General features: G+C 44.0%; 11 protein-coding genes and 1 pseudogene. 9 read left to right on the top strand and 3 right to left on the bottom strand.

Annotated elements, in window-relative coordinates:
• Nucleotides 1-8 precede the first annotated feature (8 nt).
• Nucleotides 9-1,172: an undecaprenyldiphospho-muramoylpentapeptide beta-N-acetylglucosaminyltransferase gene (gene murG, locus PYS60_RS06420; protein ID WP_315568594.1), complete on the top strand. Its 1,164-nt coding sequence runs from the start codon at nt 9-11 to the stop codon at nt 1,170-1,172.
• A 94-nt stretch (nt 1,173-1,266) separates the two neighbouring features.
• On the opposite strand, the gene PYS60_RS06415 is transcribed toward murG, so the two are convergent.
• The 3 genes from PYS60_RS06415 to PYS60_RS06405 form a co-directional block, all read right to left on the bottom strand.
• Nucleotides 1,267-2,202 carry a hypothetical protein gene (locus PYS60_RS06415; RefSeq protein WP_315568592.1) on the bottom strand — a complete coding sequence of 312 codons (936 nt, stop codon included), beginning with the start codon at nt 2,200-2,202 and terminating at the stop codon, nt 1,267-1,269.
• A 38-nt stretch (nt 2,203-2,240) separates the two neighbouring features.
• Nucleotides 2,241-6,104: a hypothetical protein gene (locus PYS60_RS06410; RefSeq protein ID WP_315568591.1), complete on the bottom strand. Its 3,864-nt coding sequence runs from the start codon at nt 6,102-6,104 to the stop codon at nt 2,241-2,243.
• 322 nt (nt 6,105-6,426) lie between these two features.
• Nucleotides 6,427-8,376: a CAP domain-containing protein gene (locus tag PYS60_RS06405; RefSeq protein ID WP_315568590.1), complete on the bottom strand. Its 1,950-nt coding sequence runs from the start codon at nt 8,374-8,376 to the stop codon at nt 6,427-6,429.
• Between the two features lie 372 nt (nt 8,377-8,748).
• Here PYS60_RS06405 and PYS60_RS06400 point away from each other — a divergent pair, with 372 nt between their 5' ends.
• From PYS60_RS06400 to PYS60_RS06365, 8 genes and pseudogenes are all read left to right on the top strand, one after another.
• Nucleotides 8,749-10,617, top strand: coding sequence for a cell division protein FtsQ/DivIB (locus PYS60_RS06400; protein WP_315568588.1), 1,869 nt, complete (start codon nt 8,749-8,751; stop codon nt 10,615-10,617).
• A gap of 215 nt (nt 10,618-10,832) precedes the next feature.
• Nucleotides 10,833-11,924, top strand: a pseudogene (gene ftsZ / locus PYS60_RS06395) (cell division protein FtsZ); the annotation flags it as partial.
• 367 nt (nt 11,925-12,291) lie between these two features.
• Nucleotides 12,292-12,765: a transcriptional regulator NrdR gene (nrdR, locus tag PYS60_RS06390; RefSeq protein WP_315568586.1), complete on the top strand. Its 474-nt coding sequence runs from the start codon at nt 12,292-12,294 to the stop codon at nt 12,763-12,765.
• A 17-nt stretch (nt 12,766-12,782) separates the two neighbouring features.
• Nucleotides 12,783-13,502, top strand: a complete 720-nt coding sequence (locus tag PYS60_RS06385; RefSeq protein WP_315568584.1) for a response regulator transcription factor — start codon at nt 12,783-12,785, stop codon at nt 13,500-13,502.
• A 10-nt stretch (nt 13,503-13,512) separates the two neighbouring features.
• Complete coding sequence (locus PYS60_RS06380) at nt 13,513-15,081, top strand: sensor histidine kinase (RefSeq protein ID WP_315568583.1); 1,569 nt, start codon at nt 13,513-13,515, stop codon at nt 15,079-15,081.
• Between the two features lie 25 nt (nt 15,082-15,106).
• Nucleotides 15,107-15,736: an endonuclease III gene (gene nth, locus PYS60_RS06375; RefSeq protein ID WP_315568581.1), complete on the top strand. Its 630-nt coding sequence runs from the start codon at nt 15,107-15,109 to the stop codon at nt 15,734-15,736.
• Nucleotides 15,737-15,873: 137 nt separating this feature from the next.
• On the top strand, nt 15,874-16,887 hold the full coding sequence (locus PYS60_RS06370; protein ID WP_315568579.1) for an SPFH domain-containing protein: 1,014 nt from the start codon (nt 15,874-15,876) through the stop codon (nt 16,885-16,887).
• A gap of 1 nt (nt 16,888) precedes the next feature.
• Nucleotides 16,889-17,086 carry a PTS ascorbate transporter subunit IIC gene (locus PYS60_RS06365; protein ID WP_390866526.1) on the top strand — a complete coding sequence of 66 codons (198 nt, stop codon included), beginning with the start codon at nt 16,889-16,891 and terminating at the stop codon, nt 17,084-17,086.
• Nucleotides 17,087-17,088: the final 2 nt, after the last annotated feature.

Here is a 17,088-nt window from a genome sequence, read left to right as displayed (position 1 = left end):
GCTGGAAAATGAGTAATTTCGGACAACAATTAAAAGATTTACAAAAGCGATTGGACAGCAGCAAGGCAACTTTATTATTTACTTGCGGCGGAACAAGCGGACATATTAACCCGGCGTTGAGCGTGGCGGAATATATTAAGCAAAATTATCCCGCGTTGCAAATTGTTTTTGTCGGCAGCCCGCAAGGACTGGAACGCCATCTGGTAGAAAAAGCGGGTTATCCTTTTTTTGCCTTGCCGGCTCGCCCGTTCCATAAAAATCCGACGGCTTTGATGCGCGCCGTGTGGACGTTGGCACGCAGCCACATGCAGGCAAGATGTTTGATCAAAGCACTGAAACCTTTGCTGGTCTTCGGTACCGGCGGTTATGTTTCAGCCCCGCTTATCAGTGCGGCCAAGGCGCTTCATATTAAGGCGGCCTTACATGAACAGAATGCTTTCCCGGGTAAAAGCAATTTATTTCTGGCCAAAAATATTGATTTAGTTTGTTACAGCTTCCCTGCTACGGCAGCTGCCTTCAGTGCCGCCAAGCGTACTGAGCTTACAGGCAATCCCGTGCCGGAACGTTTCTTTCATCAGGATCGCTGTCAAGCCAGAGAAGAATTGGGCTTGGACCAAAACGGTAAATATATTTTGGTCGTCGGCGGTAGTCTGGGGGCCAAACGCCTGAATGATGCGGTCTTTGAACTGGCCCGCCGCTATCGTGCGGCCCGCAAACCGCTGCCTTATCACATTATTCTGGCGCTTGGAGCTAAAGGTAGTGAACAGTATACTGCTGCAGTGCAGGAATACGGGGATCTGATTGATTGTCGCAATTATATTTATGATATGGAAAAATATTATGCAGCCTGTGACTGGCTGGTTTGTCGAGCCGGAGCTTTAACGCTGGCAGAAATAGCAGCTACCGGTAAAATGGCAATTTTCGTACCCTATCCTTATGCTGCTCATGACCATCAAACGTATAATGCCCGTGCTTTTGTGGAGGCGCAGGCGGCGCTTTTGTGTCCGGACAATGAACTTACGGCAGATTTCCTGGAAGCAACTTGGCAAAAACTGGCTGCCGATCCGCAAAAAGTAGAGCAAATGGGTAAGCAAGCTGAAAAACTGGCGTTCCCCAAAGCTGCCGAGGATATCGCCGAAGCTTTGATTGAGTTAAGCGGCTATAAGTCATAATCCGTTTTCTCCGTAAATCTGACAAAAAAAGCCTGATAAGTTTTGCTTATCAGGCTTGCGCTTTGGGGGAGAGTTTCAAAACTCAGTTGCTTTTCTAAGTGCCGGTCGCCGGGTTGACAAAAGGAGCGGGAGCGGTGGTATTATCCTTTGATTCCGGCTTTTTTACAGGCGCCGTAATTTCTTTTTCGCTTTGTTCCTTTTGTTCATCGGCCGCATTTGCAGCTTTCTTAGCTTTAATTTGCTCATCAAGCTTGCTCTTTAAGGCATTAACAGCTTGCGTTGACGTGGCAATTTCTACAGCTAAATCGTGCAAACCGGCCTTTTCAGCTTCGTCTACCAGCCTGACTTTAATTCTGGAATCCAGAATATTATTCAAAACGCCGATATTTTTGCTGCCCGCTTGACTAAGATTCTCAACTAAATCTTTGAATCCGTACTCCTCGGCACGTTTAGATAATTCAGCTTTTTTGTTTTCTGTAGCCTCTTTAGCTGCAACAGACGCATCCCAAACATTTTTCATAATCGCAAAGGGAGTATTCAGAGCGGCCTTCGTAATTATTCTACTTGCTATATCCGATTTGTTTTTAGCAACTTCTTCAGTCAAAAATATGACTTTATTTTCCTTGGCAGCAGTTTCCTTGGCAACCTCGAGAAGAGTTTTTAAAGTCGTGATTGAAGCGTTGGGCGAGCTTTTTATAACTTTAACAACAGATTCCAAAGCATTAGCTTCAGCTTCTTGTAGCAGTCGTGCAACTTCTTTCGCTCTTTGCGCTTTTTGCTCTCCAATTTGTTCCTGCAATATAGCATTCAAAGTTGTAACCGGCAGAGGAGAATTTTCCATCATTTCGGCCACATTAGGAGGCAAATCTTCTGCTTCAGCGGTTTTTATCAACTGCTCTCTGATTTTACTTTTCAATTTGTTAAGTAAACTCGGAAGTTGTTGTGCATCCGCTTTGCAAACTTTATCAGCTAAATTATTTAAATTGTAACTTTTTGCTACTTTGATAATATCCTGCTTTTGTTCTTGCATTTCAGCTGTTAATTTTTCTCCCTGGTTTCTGCCTTTTTCTACTTTGCAAGTTGTTGAGCTTGTTTCAGTTTGAGTGCATCATCCAACATTTTCTTCAATTCTGTAACAGGCTTATCGATTGCCATTGAAATCTTTTGGGCAACGTCAATCAAGCCGGCATCTTGAGCTTCGGTTACCAGCTTTTCTCGAATCTTTGTATTCAGAATTGTGCGCAAAACAGGCAAGTTTTTTGCCTCGGCTTTATTAATTTGTTCCACAAAATCGCCGTTAATACCGAACTCTTTGGCCTCATTTATTACTTCTTTTCGCTGCTCCTCGGTGGCTTGTTGTGCGTCTTGTTGTGCTTTATTTTTTTTCGCCTGATCGAGCAGATTTCTCAAAGCTTCGAGTGAACTGGTTTTAGAATTGCGGATAATTTTAGCCGTGTAGTTCAAGCCGGCAGCCTCAGCTTCCTTAGCCAGCGGTTCTCTTTGCGCTTGGTGCTCTTTCTTAGCTTCATCGAGCAAATTCTTTAAAGCTTCGGGTGAACTGTGTTTAGAATTGCGGATAATTTTAGCCGTGTAGCTCAAACCGTTATCCTTAGCTTCCTTAGCAAGTTGTTGAACTTGTTTCAGTTTGAGTGCATCATCCAACATTTTCTTCAATTTTGTAACAGGCTGATCCGTTGCCATTGCAATCTTTTGGGCAACGTCATTCAAGCCGGCCTTTTGAGCTTCGTCTACCAGCTTTTCTTGAATCTTTGTCTTCAGAATTGCGTGCCAAGCAGGCAAGCTTTTTGCCTCGGCTTTACCAATTTGTTCCACAAAATCGTCGTTAATGCCGAACTCTTTGGCCTCATTTATTAATTCTTTTCGCTGCTCCTCGGTGGCTTGTTGAGAGGCTTGTTGAGATTTACCTTTCTTCGCCTGATCGAGCAAATATTTCAAGGCTGAGATAGAACTGTGTTTAGAATTGCGGATAATCTTAGCAACGTACTTCAGATCGGCATCCTCAGCTTCTTTAGCCAAATTTTCCCGTTTTGCATTCATTTGCGCTTCTTTAGCTTCATCGAGCAAATTCTTTAAAGCTTCGATTGAACTGGTTTGAGAATTGCGGATAATCTTAGCAACGTACTTCAGATCGGCATCCTCAGCTTGCTTTGCCAAAGCTTCAACGATCAAATTTCTTAAAGCAGCATCTGAACTGTTTTTAGAATTACGGATAATTTTAGCAACGTAGTCCAAGCCGGCATCTTCCGCTTTTTTAGCCCAAGCGAGAACTTCCTGAGCTCTCTTGGCTTTTTTAGCTTTCTCGGCTTCCTGAGCTTGTTTCAGTTTGAGTGCATCATCCAACATTTTCTTTAATTCTGTAACAGGCTTATCGATTGCCATTGCAATCTTTTGGGCAACGTCATTCAAGCCGGCCTTTTGAGCTTCGTCTACCAGCTTTTCTTGAATCTTTGTCTTCAGAATTGCGCGCCAAGCAGGCAAGCTTTTTGCCTCGGCGTTAACAATTTGTTCCACAAAATCGTCGTTAATGCCGAACTCTTTGGCCTCATTTATTAATTCTTTTCGCTGCTCCTCGGTGGCTTGTTGAGATTTACCTTTTTTCGCCTGATCGAGCAAATATTTCAGGGCTGAGATAGAACTGTGCTTAGAATCACGGATAATCTTAGCAACGTAATCCAGACCGGCCTCCTCAGCTTGCTTTGCCAAAGCTTCAACGATCAAATTTCTTAAAGCAGCATCTGAACTGTTTTTAGAATTACGGATAATTTTAGCAACGTAGTCCAAGCCGGCATCTTCCGCTTTTTTAGCCCAAGCGAGAACTTCCTGAGCTCTCTTGGCTTTTTTAGCTTCATCGAGCAAATTCTTTAAAGCTTCGATTGAACTGTTTTGAGAATTGCGAATAATTTTAGCAGTGTAGTCTAATTGGGCTTCCTCAGCTTGCTTTGCCAAAGCTTCAACGATCAAATTTCTTAAAGCAGCATCTGAACTGTTTTTAGAATTACGGATAATTTTAGCAACGTAGTCCAAGCCGGCATCTTCCGCTTTTTTAGCCCAAGCGAGAATTTCCTGAGCTCTCTTGGATTTTTTAGCTTCATCGAGCAAGTTCTTTAAAGCTTCGATTGAACTGTTACTTGATTTGTTGATAATCTTAGCAGTGTAGCTCAAACCTGCAGCTTCAGCTTCTTTTACTAAATTCTCTTGCAGTTTAGCATTCAATAAGTTGCGCAACAAAACAAGACTTTGATTTTTTGAATCGCGGATTTGCTTAGCAAAATCGCTTAAACCGTTAGCTTCAGCTTCCTTAGCCAAAGCTTCCCGTGCCAAGGCAGCTTCTTCCAATTTTTCTTTTTGTTCTTTTTGCGCTTTCTTAGCTTCATCGAGGAGGTTTCTTAAAGCGGCGATAGAACTTTTACTGGATTTATTGATAAGCTCTGCTGTGTAGCTTAAACCTGCAGCTTCAGCTTCTTTTACTAAATTCTCTTGCAGTTTAGCATTCAATAAATTGCGTAATAGAACAAGACTCTGATTTTTTGAATCACGGATTTGCTTAGCAAAATCGTTTAAACCGTTAGCTTCAGCTTCTTTAGCCAAAGCTTCTCGAGCCTGCTCCATCTGTTCTTTTTGCGCTTTCTCAGCTTCATCGAGCAAGTTTCTTAAAGCGGCGGTAGAACTGTGTTTAGAATTGCGGATAATTTCAGCTGTGTAGTGTAAGCCTGCATCTTCCGCTTCTTTTATCAAAGCGAGAACTTCTTGATTTTTCTTGGATTTTTTAGCTTCATCGAGCAAGTTCCGTAATGCTGTAATTGAGCTGTGCGAAGAACGGTTGATAATCTTAGCAGTGTAGCTCAAACCTGCAGCTTCAGCTTCTTTTACTAAATTCTCTTGCAGTTTAGCATTCAATAAGTTGCGCAACAAAACAAGACTTTGATTTTTTGAATCGCGGATTTGCTTAGCAAAATCGCTTAAACCGTTAGCTTCAGCTTCTTTAGCCAAAGCTTCCCGTGCCAAGGCAGCTTCTTCCAATTTTTCTTTTTGTTCTTTTTGCGCTTTCTTAGCTTCATCGAGGAGATTTCTTAAAGCGGCGATAGAACTTTTACTGGATTTATTGATAAGCTCTGCTGTGTAGCTCAAACCGGCAGCTTCAGCTTCTTTTACTAAATTCTCCTGCAGTTTAGCATTCAATAAGTTGCGCAACAAAACAAGACTTTGATTTTTTGAATCGCGGATTTGCTTAGCAAAATCGCTTAAACCGTTAGCTTCAGCTTCTTTAGCCAAAGCTTCTCGAGCCTGCTCCATCTGTTCTTTTTGCGCTTTCTCAGCTTCATCGAGCAAGTTTCTTAAAGCGGCGGTAGAACTGTGTTTAGAATTGCGGATAATTTCAGCTGTGTAGTGTAAGCCTGCATCTTCCGCTTCTTTTATCAAAGCGAGAACTTCTTGAGGAAGTTTAAGTTCTTTGTCCGGGGTGGGTGTTACTGTCGGGTTGTCATCCGGTGTTACTGTCGGGTTGTCATTCGGTGTTACTGTCGGATTGTCATCCGGTGTTACTGATGAATTTTCCTCCGGTTCGTTGTCAGAAATCACTGCAGAGCTTTGCTCTGATTGCTCTTCGTTAACAGATTTGTCGGTGCCCATAGACAAAACCGGTTTAGCTGTTTGAGGGTTGACCTTTTTTACTGCATTAGTTTTTGGACTTGCAGTTTCAGTCTTCTTTTCGCTCTTATTTGCAGCTTCGCTATTTTTATCAGCGTCAGAGGCTGTTGGTGCATCAGCGGTTGATTTTTCTTCTTGTGTTGCTGTCACTGATGAACGATTTTTATTAACCGAAACATCCTTATGGTGACTATTACAAGCAACTAATCCGCAAGCGAGGGCCAAGGCGGTCGCCGCAGAAATGATTCTTTTTGTTTTCTTCATTACGGATTCCTCCCACTTATTGGTTGATCAATTATCCAACCGTTTGCCAATTGATATAATTGATGCATAAATTCATGTTATGCTCAACTTTCGTTATTTGTTGCTTTTTTTTTTTTTTTTTTTTTTTTATTTCTTATTTTCAAACAAAATGAGAAATAAATATTAAGCCGCTTGCAAATCAGAAGAAGTACTGAAATGATTATCGTGATAGTTATCCACCTTTAATTTAGTGTATTTCAATAAGTAGACCGTAAATCTAACAAAAAAAAAGCCTGATAAGTTTTGCTTATCAGGCTTGTGCTTTGGAGGAGAGTTTCAAAACTCAGTTGCTTTTCTCAGTGCCGGTCGCCGGGTTGACAACAGGCGAAGAGGGGGTCTTCTGTTTTCCTTCGACCTTTTGCGCTTTTTGCTCGATTTTTTCAATTTTTGCCAAAGTAGCAATATAAGTATCGTATTCTTTTTGTGCAGAAGCCCGCTTATTTTCCGTCATTTTGGCTATGGCAAAGCGACTGATTGCATTTTCGTAATCCTGAACTGTCATGTCGCTTGCAGCAAAACCGGCATTCCAGACACCTGTTGTGCCGTAAGCATTTTTGGCGTTATGTGCCAGCGTGAAACCCATGGAATGAATAGAGGGTTCGATGAAATTCAAGTAGTGACCGACTTGTTTTTGGTTATCTTGTGCCGCTTCTTTATTCATTTCTTCTTTCGTTTTTCCGGCAGCCACGGCAGCATCATAAACTTTCTTTTCGTTGCTGATCCATTGCTCGTAGAAATCTTTTAATTGCTCTTCCTTTACCGCCGCAGGATCGCCGCTGTAGTCCGCAGCAACTTGAACTTTCGGATTCCAGGCCAGATTTTCATAAACGTTATAGTATTTGGAATGGGCAATATTTTCATCCGAGTAAAAAGAATTAATCACGGCTGTAGCGACGTTGGTCAAACTGACGTTCAAGGAGTTTAATTTGCGGGATTGGCGATAATTATTCAACGTCTTCATATAAGATACGGAAGCTTTCAGATTACGCATATCATCGCCTTTATTCGGATCTTCAGTACCCAATTTGACACGCTCATCATACCAGGACGGTTTGGCAGGCGGCATGTTTTGGCGCACGATTTCTTTATCGGCTCGTCCCTGCAGAACATTCAAGGCTCTTTCGGCATCCTTTTTCTGTTGGGCGCTGAAAGAATTGTCGCTGATGACGTATTGCAGGAATTCATTGAATCCTTGAGTTAAATCGGCTTTAACGGCGGCATCCAGTTTGGCCTTGTGGGCTGTAAGTAAAGCTTTGAGCTCTTCTAAGTTCTCTTCGGTTGGTTGCGGCTGCTCCGGGATGACTGCCGGAGTTTGCTTTTGGGTTCCGGGCTGTGCACCTGTGCCGGTAGGATTGGAAGAGTCGTTCGGCTTTTGGGGAGGTTTAGCAGTTCCTTGGGCTTTTTTCGCCTGCTTGGCCAAGTCGAGTAAGTTCTTCAGGGCGGCGATAGAGCTGTGTTGAGATTTGCTGATAAAGTCGGCGAGATAATTGAGGTCGGCTGCTTTTGCTTCTTTGGCCAGAGCTTGGATTTCCTGCTTCTTTTGTTCTTCCGGCTTTACTGTTTGCTGTTCGTTCGGCGTATCTGTCGGTGTGTTTTCCGCTTGCTTGTGGCCGGGAGTTGCCGGGCCTTGCTCGGGAGTATCGGCAGGATTGGGGGTGCTTTCCGGGTCATGTTGCTTGGGGTCGACCTCAGGCTCGCTGTTGCCTGTCGGGTTTTGGCGGTCATGATCATTCGCAGTATCAGCTGAGTCCTGTGTGTCTTGCGGGGCGGAGTTATCAGTATCCGGTACGCCTGCCGGCTCTTCCTGCTTGTCTGCAGGGCGGGGCATTTGCGCGCCATCGGCGGTATTTTCGCTGCCGGCTGTGTTACCGGCATTCGTGCCGGCGTTCGAGGCGCCGTTCGAGGCGGAAACGGGCAGATCTTCATTCGCCGCTTCCTGCTCATTATTTACAGGAACAAGTTCAGTTTGAACCGGAGCACTTTTGCTTTGAGCTTGAGCAACGGGCAGACGCAAAAGCGGCTTTTTGCCGGTTTCCTCGGGCTTAAGCTTACTCGGAGTGACAGTTTGCGTAACTTGCGGCTCGATTTGACTTGTTGCAGCCGGAGCTTTTTCGCTTGCCGTTACCTCAGTTTCAGATACGGAAACGTTGGTCCTGTTGTAGCTGCAGGCAACTAATCCGCAAGTGAGAGCCAAGGCGGTCGCTGCCGAAATAAATTTCTTCGTGTTTTTCATGCTGAATTCCTTCCGATAAATAATTTTCACTTTTGTTTTGCCGGAGCAAACAATCGATATATATTTTCAGATTACAGAGAAGATAAAAACGAATTATTTTCAACATTTTACCTACCACGAAAAATAAAGTTAATACAATGTTAAGTTCTGCAAAAAAATAACAATGTGCAACTGCTCTTTTGTGTATTAGTGTGACGAGAAGATGGAATAAGATCGCTATTACGATGATTTTTAATAATTGTAAAGAGCAAAAAGAATTTTCCCTAAAAACCCTTTGTAAAATGTCAGCCTTCGACTGCCTTTGTTGAGGTACAAGTGTTATCATAGTAAAGATAAGAGAACGAGTATTTCGGGGAGACATAAATATTTCAGATGAAGAAAAATCGGCATGCAGCTAATTTTACGGTACGCAAATTGACGGACGCTGAGAGTCGGCGTCTGGTGCCTACCGTTGCGTCTGAAGACGGAAAATCGAGGAAATTGCCACTTACGGAAGCTCTTAGAACCATTGTACCGTTGGCAGAAACTGCGCCGGATAAAAACTTTGTCTCAACCAACGCCGACGAAATACCGCAAACTTCCGCCACGGGCAAGGCTGAATCGAGCCGGACGGAACAAATTGCTCATTTGCGCAAAGTTTTGCAGGAAAGAGCGAAGAAGAAAGACAAAAAGCAACAAGCTGTCGGCGGCACTTTGGCAGCTGCCCTTAATGAACAGCCGACGGCGAGCGTAGCTGATAAAATAGCGGCATTTGTTATCCCGGACAATGAAGAAGAACGGCTGCAATTATGTCGGCGCCTGAAATTATTGCCTTGCAGCCCCAAAAAAAATCTACGCCTTAAATCCTGCAGCGAACCGGTAAACCCGGCAGAAGCACGGGAAAAATTGCAGCTGGCGCGGCGATTGATCACTACTGCCGGTCGGCGCTTGCGCATTATGCAGGTAAAAGCTTATCGCAAGATAACGGATGAACAAATAAGCGCCGCTTATGCCGATTTGTTGCATAACGGCAGAGATTTAAGTATAAATGGCGAAAGTACGGCAGCTTTACCGGCAGCAGAGAGCTCCATTGTTCTAAGTGCAAACAGACGCAGACGTTTAAGGCAACAACTGAGAAACAGACGAAAATTACAGCTACTTAAGCATCGCTTTGCCTATAAACGCAAAAAACAGGAACTCAGCGGCATACGGCAAATTCAAGGTGCCTGGCACAAATTCGGTGATTATTTCCGCAAATTGCGTATCAGCGCTGCAATCATCATTTTAATCGCCGGCATAATTTTGTCTCTCGTCGCTCTGTTACCGCAATTTTACCTGCAGGAAGTTGAAATCCACGGCAATCGTAATTTGACTGCCCGGGAGATCAATTCGTTACTTGGAAAACAAAAAGGACGGCATTTAATTACCCTTATCAACGGCAATTTGTGGCAGCTTTTGCAGGGACGTAACCATAAACTGGAATTACAGCTGCAGGAACATTATCCGATTGTTGCCGCCGCCGAATGTAAAGTGGCACTTCCGGCAAAACTTGTTGTTAATTTGCAGGAAAGCACGGAAATTGCCTACATAAAAATTCCCGGAGGCTATGCCGGCCTTGATAAAAACGGCAGAATTCTGGCCATTGAAATGGGTGAACCGAATAAGAATGTACCTTTGATTAAAGGTTTGGATACTTCAGTTATTCAGGTTAACAGCCTGTTTGACCAAATAAATGACCGCCGTTTTGCCAACGCTTTGGTCTTTATCGACAGCTTGATGCGCTCAGATTCCGACAGCAGCGACCGGCAGAGACTGATGCCCTGCCTGACTTCCGTCAATCTGATGCCGGACGCTTCTTTATGGCTTGATTTCAGCTTCCCGAAAAATCAGCCGGCGGCGTCGGGACAAGCTGAAGATTCAACTAAAGTGCGGGCGGAAGAAGCAAGCAAGCCGGAACCTGTCACAGCATCGACGGTGGATGACCGGTATGATGATTTGACTGTCCATGTCGGCAATAACATCGGTAATTATGCTAATTTGATTTATTGGCTGCGCAATACGAAACAGGCCGGAGCTCTATCTAATTTAGGCCACGGATATTTGGATTTGACCGGCACGCAAAAAGTGTTTGTTAAAGCCAAAGATAATGAAACTGAGACTGCTGCGCAAAAAGGAAAATTAAAGGCTGAACCTTGGGATAATTCCGCTTGGACCTGGAAAGATATTGTGGTGAAGTCGTTCAAGAAAAAAGTCGGAGACTGAGGAAAAAAAGCAGACAAATGTAATTAAAATGTAATATAATAGAGAGGTAAATCCTTTTGCATAGGCTGTAAACAGCATGTAAAAAAGCGAACAATAAAACTTGTTTACAAATACTACATAGTGTATTATTTATAAATAGTTTGAGGGTAGACTTAAGATACGATAGGACTAAGTACCCGTTGTTAAAGCAACTATTGTGTGATTTGAGGTAGCGAATGAACATGGCAATGGATAAATCGAACTATGCTTCGATTAAAGTTATTGGTGTAGGCGGCGGCGGTTGTAATGCTTTAAGTCGTATGATAATTGATCCTGCTGACGGCGTGGAATATATTGCTGTCAATACGGATTCACAGGCTATAGATACGATTGACGCCGACGGTAAAATTGTTATCGGCGAGAAGATTACCAGAGGACTGGGCGCAGGCGCTAACCCGGAAATCGGAGCCAAGGCGGCGGAAGAATCGAAAGAAGAGATTGCCGACAAACTTGAAGGCGCCGATATGGTTTTCATTACTGCCGGTATGGGCGGCGGCACGGGAACCGGAGCAGCACCTGTAATTGCTCAGATTGCCAGAGATATGGGAATATTAACAGTCGGCGTAGTCACCCGTCCTTTCCGCTTCGAAGGTGCTAAAAGAATGATGAATGCCGAAGCAGGTATTCATGAATTGGAACAATATGTTGATTCCTTGATTGTCGTACCGAACGATAAGTTATTGGAAATCAGCGAAGAAGATACAACTATGGTTGACGCTTTCAAAATGGCGGATGAAGTTCTGGAAAGCGGCGTCCTTGGTATATCAGATTTGATTACCCGTCCGGGTATGGTGAATCTCGATATGAATGATATCAAGTGCGTGATGACCGATGCCGGCATTTGTCACTTGGGTATCGGTAAAGCTTCCGGCGAGAACCGCATGGAAGAGGCGATTAATTTCGCTATGAACAGTCCGCTGCTGGAAACGTCTATTGAGGGTGCAGGTCAGATCCTGCTCAACTTTACCGGCAATAAAGACTTGAAGCTGAAAGAAGTCAATAAGGCCGCTTCCATGGTCCGTGACGCGGTTGCACCTGAAGCTAACGTTATTTTCGGTATGGCTGTCGATGAAAGTATGGGTGATGAAGTTGCCGTGACTTTAATTGCTACATGTTTCGGTGATGATAATCGTAAGCGTGACAATCAACCGCTTACAGCTGCCAACCAACGTGATTTGTCTTTTATGAAAAAAAGTAATACCGCCTCAACGACATCCATGAACAGAAATAAACCGGCGGAAAATTCTGCAGCTTTGCCGAGCTTCCTGACAGGCAACGAGAGTCTCGGACAGACAACAACCCGTCGTTCGGCTTATGCGCAGAATAATTTAAGCAATTCTTATCAGGACAGCCGCAGCGCTTATGAACGTCCTTTGCCTAAGATCGGCAACACGTCACCTTTGCGCAGTCAGACACAGACGACGAACAATAAGAGAGAACAGACTGAGAAACACGAGAAGAGCGGCAGAATTTTGCCGTGGTTCTATGCCGACGATGAAGGAACGGAAGAATAAACTCAGCAGTCTGCCGTTGCAATAGTTTGAAACTTGATAAAGGTGCTGAGGCTTTTGCAGCTGTCGGCACCTTTTTGTTTAACGGCAAACTGATAATTATGATTATGAAGAGGAAGATAACATGCGCTGTCCGGCTTGTAAGGTAGATGATGACAGAGTGATTGATTCCCGGCCGATGGAGGACGGGTCGGTTATTCGCCGCCGTCGTGAATGCAATAACTGCAAACGACGCTTTACAACTTATGAAAAATTGGAGTATTTACCTTTGATTGTCGTCAAAAAAGACGGCACAAGGGAACCCTTTGATCGTGATAAATTGATGAATAGTGTGTTAAAGTCTTGTAGCAAGCGTCCGATAAGTGCCGAAGATATCAGTCAGATGGTGGATAATATAGAAGGACAGTTGCACAACCTGTTGAAACGGGAAATCCCCAGCCGGACCATCGGGGAAATGGTTATGGACAGTTTGAAAGATATGGATGAAGTTGCTTATGTGCGTTTTGCTTCGGTTTACCGGCAATTTACCGACTTGGAGGGCTTTCAACAGATTTTGGGCAGTTTGTACGATAACAAGAAGAAAGAAAATCCGACATAAGCAGAGGGAGGAATTTTATGAACGATGCCAGTTATGTAAAAAGAGCGTTGATTATTGATGATGATGCCAATATTTGCGAACTTTTGCGTTTGTATTTCAGTAAGGACGGTTTTGCCGCCAAAACAATAAATAACGGTATAGAGGCGTATACAGCTTTTACGGAGTACAAACCGGATATTGTTATTTTGGATTTGATGTTGCCCGGTAAAGACGGCTATGATATTTGCCGTGAAATCAGAAAGACCAGTTCCGTACCGATTATCATGTTGACGGCCAGAAGCGAAACTTTGGATAAGGTTGTCGGCTTGGAGTTGGGCGCGGATGATTATATTTCCAAACCTTTCGATGCGCAGGAGTTTATGGCGCGCGTGAAAGCTGTTCTGCGTCGCAGCAATGCGCCGGTTGAAGTTAAGCCGCAAAGTGATGAGAAAGTTACTTATCACAATTTCCTCGTCGATAAACTGAGTTATACAGCTATTGTCAACGGCGTGGAGTTGGATATGCCGCCGAAAGAATTGGAATTATTATTCTTCTTGGCTACACATCCCAATCGTGTCTTTACAAGAGAGCAGCTGTTGGGTCAAGTTTGGGGTTACGACTTCTTCGGTGAGTCAAGAACGGTTGATGTCCATGTTAAGAGAATTCGTGAAAGAATTGAATCAACCGGCGGTTCGACCGAATGGCAGATCAAGACTGTCTGGGGTGTCGGTTACAAATTTGAAGTTAATAATTTGTAAGTAGGCATTTATGGCGTGGCTTAGAGGTCAGAGATTGACAAAAATGAGCGATGGTGCATATCATCGCTTCTTTAATTTATACACCAAAACAGGATTGCTGATGTGTTTAACTTTCCTTTTGGGCTTTGTCTTGCTTACCCTGAGCTACTATAATATTCTGGCGACATCAATCAACCGCACCCGCTTGAGTGAAATGCAGAAGGCGGCCCAAAGCTTTGAAGATTTATGTGTAGATGAACACATTTATCAGGTCAGCGACCTTTATCGGATTAAGGACAAAATTATCGACCGGCTGAAAATTGTAGCCGCGACGACCAATAACAGCTATGTCTGGCTGATTGACGGCAGCGGGGAAATTCGCTTTATGTCCGATCTGCCCGAAACACTTAAAACCTCCTTGAGCCGCTCTTTGAACAGCCGTAATTATATTTTGCCGCATAAACAAAGCGGAGCGGAGCTTGCTTTGCAGGGAGCGAATTTCGATAACGGTTACGGCGGCCTGTTCAAAGGGGAAAAGGGCAAGTGGCTGAGTACGGTCAAGCCTATTTACAATTACTACGGTTCCAATCTGGGCATATTGCAAATTCACCAACGCACCGATTTTTGGCAGGATGTTACCCTGTATCTGATTAACGGTTGGTTAATTACACTGATTATTGCCATTATTGTTGCTTTGATTGTAATTTTTGCTTTTATTCATCAGCTTTCAAGACCGATGCGGGCTTTAGCGGCAGCAGCGCATGCCGTAGCTTTGGGGGATTTTGAAACCCGGGTTAATTTGCCCGAGTATATGAGCGCTAAGAATGAGGACGAGTACGAGCGGGATGATTTGAGCAATTTGATCATGACGTTCAATCAGATGATTGAGCAATTGGAGCATAACAATTCGCAACAACGTGATTTTATCGCTTCCATTTCGCACGACTTGAAAACCCCTTTAACTTCAATTAACGGTTTTGTCAGCGGGATGCTGGACGGTGTGATTACGCCGGAGCAACATGAACATTATCTGAAAATTGTTAAGAGCGAGTGCGCCCGCATGGTTAAGTTGGTGGGCGAAATTAATACGGTTATCCAGCTGGAAAATAATAAAGTCCAGTACAATTTCGGCGAATTTGATATTAACAGCTTAATTAAAGAAGTTATTTTATCACAGGAAATACAAATTAATGAGAAAAAATTGACCATCCAAACCGATTTAGCAACTAAAGAAGGTAACGGCATTAAAGTTGTCGGCGATCGGGAACAATTACAGCGGGTCTTGCAGAATTTGCTGAATAATGCCGTCAAGTTTACGCCTGAAAGCGGGATTATCAGCATCAGTACCATTTTGCCTAAGGGCCAAAAACGTTTTGTTCAGGTCCAGGTAGCCGACAGCGGCCCGGGTATCCCGGATAATGAATTGAATTTGGTTTTCGACCGTTTCTACAAAGCTGATCGTTCGCGTACAGGCAGAAGCGGTTCGGGCTTGGGTTTGTTTATTTGTAAGACCATTTTGTCGGCTCACGGTCAAACTATTTCCGCGCAAAACGGCAGTTTAGGCGGCGCCTGCTTCAAGTTTACTTTGCCTTTGGCTTAAGATGGCGGTCGGACAGGAGCGTTATATGACAAAGAAAGAATTGGCACATTATTGTCTCGCCTGCTTGCAAAAAACTTACGGGCCGGTGTTTTGTGGCCTCGATTTTCAGGGGGATACCTGGCGCCTTTTAATCATGGGGATTTTGTCGGCTCAATGTAAAGATGAGCGGGTAAATGCCGTGAGTAAGGACTTATTTCGGCTGTTGCCGGATGCCGGCTCCTGTGCCGAGGTATCGGAGACGGAAATTGCGCAGCGGATTAAATCTTTGGGTCTGTTTCGCAGCAAAGCGGCGCATATCAAGCAGACAGCCACGGTTTTGATAGAGAAGTTTCAGGGAAAAGTACCGGATGATATGGAGGATTTGCTGACTTTGCCCGGTGTCGGGCGTAAGGTGGCCAATTTAGTTTTAAGTGACGGCTTTAAGCAGCCGGGGATGGTGGTAGATACGCATAATTTGCGTTTGAGTTATCGCCTGGGGCTGACAGATCACAAAGACCCGGTAACGGTTGAAAAAGATTTATGTGCTTTGCTTGAGCCGGAGCATTGGTCCGATTACGGGCACTATATGGTGACGCACGGCCGTGCTGTCTGTCATGCCCGCAAGCCGGAATGCAGTCGCTGCGTTTTGGCCTCCGTATGTGCCAAGCGTTTGTAGAAATGTCTTTGTTCGGCTCCCGGCGACAGGTTGGACAAGACTTGACAAAAATACTTTGTGATATAAAATAGATATCATAAAGATTAAAGCGGAGAGCACGGTAATTAGACCGTATTCTTTCCCGGTTAGAGGTTTTTATGGAAGAAAAAGTTTTGCACTTGAAGAAAAACGGCATTTTTGTGCTGTTGCTCAATGTACTTTTGTTAATATGCGCAATATTGCTGATTGCTAAAATCATCAGCTCACAAGTCGGTGTTAATGCGCTTTGGACTTGGAAAGAAACAGTATATGTGATAGCTTCCGTGATTTTGCTGGTGGCTACGGTTATTGTCGCTTGCGGCTTTGTTTCATTGAGACCGCAGGAAGCAGTTGTGCTTACCTTGTTCGGCGATTACAAGGGTACAATCAAAGAGGCGGGCTATTACTGGCTGAATCCCTTCTGTTCACCTTTCAATCCGGCAGCTTTAACGAAATTGAATCAAAGCGGCGATGTTAATGAAAAGAAGGAAAAAACGGAAGTGGCAGCCGGTGAGCAGGGGAATAAAATTTCTTTGAAACGTTTGACTTTGAATAATTCCCGTCAGAAAATAAATGATTGTTTGGGCAATCCGATCGAGATCGGGGTTGCAGTTATCTGGCAAGTGGAAGATACGGCAAAGGCTGTTTTCAATGTGGAAAATTATAAGGAATATTTGTCCTTGCAATGTGACAGTGCGGTGAGAAATGTTGTGCGAATTTACCCATATGATGTAGCTGAAGGCGTTGATACCACCGGGGATGGCGTGAGCGATGACGGTAGTTTGCGCGGCTCGAGTGAAATTGTAGCGGAGAAAATTAAAGACGAGATTCAAGCAAAGGTCAAAGATGCCGGTTTGAAAATTTTGGAAGCGCGAATTACTTATCTGGCTTATGCCCCGGAAATTGCCCAAGTTATGTTACAACGTCAGCAGGCAGGTGCCGTTATTGCCGCCAGGAAGTTGATTGTTGAGGGTGCAGTCGGTATGGTGGAGATGGCTTTGAATGAACTTAACAAGAATAAAATGGTAGAATTGGATAATGAACGGAAGGCGGCGATGGTTTCCAACTTATTAGTCGTTTTGTGCGGCAATCATGACGCGCAACCTGTAGTAAATAGCGGAAGTTTATATTAAAGTGGACAATAAAAAACAGATACCTTTAAGAATTAATACTAAATTGTATAACGCTATAGCAGCGTGGGCGGCGGATGATTTCCGTTCGGTCAACGGTCAGATAGAGTACTTGTTGAGTGAATGTGTCCGCCAACGTAAGCGTAACGGAGAGTACGTCTCGCATGAGATTGATCAGCCGCCGGAATTGGATATTGAATAATT

Origin of the sequence: Amygdalobacter indicium, from assembly GCF_029101545.1 — a bacterium.
GTDB lineage: Bacteria > Bacillota > Clostridia > Saccharofermentanales > Fastidiosipilaceae > Amygdalobacter > Amygdalobacter indicium.
Note: the sequence above shows the minus strand (reverse complement) of the source record. Positions and strands in the feature narration are given on the sequence as shown.